The organism is Arthrobacter sp. Hiyo1 (assembly GCF_001263615.2).
GTDB lineage: Bacteria > Actinomycetota > Actinomycetes > Actinomycetales > Micrococcaceae > Arthrobacter.
Genome location: NZ_DF952468.1, coordinates 84,128 through 85,806 on the forward strand (window position 1 = coordinate 84,128; position 1,679 = coordinate 85,806).

The 1,679-nt window shown below is 66.2% G+C and carries 1 protein-coding gene; it reads left to right on the plus strand.

Going from position 1 to position 1,679, the window contains the following annotated elements; genetic code table 11:
- Positions 1-208: 208 nt before the first annotated feature.
- On the plus strand, positions 209-1,679 hold a 1,471-nt coding region (locus AHiyo1_RS00340; RefSeq protein WP_059387240.1), incomplete at its 3' end, for a nitrite/sulfite reductase.

Sequence of the window (1,679 nt, forward strand, 5' to 3'; positions counted from 1 at the left end):
CCACTGCTGCCCTCTCCGGTGCTCGCGGAGATCGCCTTGGAACGCTACGACGCGGCGGTTGCCGCTCGCTCCTGAGCGGGCATGTCGAATGCACAGCGCGGCCAGCTGAACAAGGCCCGACGGCGGTTCGTGACGAAATGTTTCCCTAGGTGACTTTCCGTTTCCCGGACCTTTGTTACGCCTCTCTGGCCAGCCCTACAGTCGATGCATGACTGATACAGCTCTAGCCGGAGCGTCTGCGGACGAGGCTGCACCCAAGCGCCCGGCCCGCACCGCCCGTCCTGCCGCTAAACCCCATGGCCAGTGGAAGGTTGACGGCACCGCGCCGCTCAACGCCAACGAAACCTGGAAGCAGGAAGACAACGGGCTCAACGTCCGCGAGCGTATCGAGTCTGTCTACTCCAAGCACGGCTTCGACTCGATCGACGGTACGGACCTCCACGGCCGTTTCCGCTGGTGGGGCCTCTACACCCAGCGCAAGCCCGGGATCGACGGCGGCAAGACCGCCACGCTTGAGCCGCACGAGCTCGAGGACAAGTACTTCATGCTCCGCGTGAGGATCGACGGCGGTGCGCTCACCACTGAGCAGTTGCGCGTCATCGGCCAGATCTCCGTGGACTTCGCCCGCGGCAGCGCCGACCTGACGGACCGCCAGAACATCCAGCTGCACTGGATCCGGGTGGAGGACGTGCCCGAAATCTGGCGCCGCCTCGAATCCGTCGGCCTGTCCACCACCGAGGCTTGCGGCGACGTCCCGCGCGTCATCCTGGGCTCACCGGTTGCCGGCATCGCCAAGGACGAGATCATCGATCCCACGCCGCTGATCCACGAACTCGCGGAGCGCTTCATCGGCGACCCCGAGCTCGCCAACCTGCCGCGCAAATACAAGACCGCCATCACCGGCCACCCCTCGCAGGACGTGGTCCACGAGATCAACGACTTCGGCCTGGTCGGCATGGTCCACCCCGAACTCGGCGTCGGCTATGACCTCTGGGTAGGCGGCGCGCTGTCCACCAACCCGATGCTCGCCAAGCGCCTCGGCGCGTTCGTGAAGCCTGAGGAAGCCGCCGAAGTGTGGCTCGGCGTCACCAGCATCTTCCGCGACTACGGTTACCGCCGCATGCGCACCAAGGCACGCCTGAAGTTCCTCATGGCCGACTGGGGTCCCGAAAAGTTCCGCCAGATCCTTGAGGACGAATACCTCGGCTTCAAGCTTTCCGACGGCCCCGCAGCGCCCAAGCCCTCGACCCCGGGCGACCACGTCGGCATCCACGAGCAGAAGGACGGCAAGTTCTTCATCGGAGCCACACCATTGGCCGGTCGTCTCTCCGGAAGCCAACTCGTGAAGCTCGCGGACACCCTCGAAGCCCGCGGCTCCTTCCGCCTGCGCACCACGCCGCACCAGAAGATCGTTGTGCTGGACGTCGCCAAGGAGCAGGTGGAACCGCTCGTCGCCGAACTGGACACCCTAGGCCTCTCCGCCCGCCCGTCCGTGTTCCGCCGCGGCACCATCGCCTGCACCGGCATCGAATTCTGCAAGCTCGCCATCGTGGAAACCAAGGTCACGGCAGCCACCGCCGTCGCCGAGCTGGAACGCCGCCTGGCCGACCTCGCGGACAGCGGCCAGTTGCCCCAGGCATTGTCCCTGCACATCAACGGCTGCCCCAACTCCTGCGCCC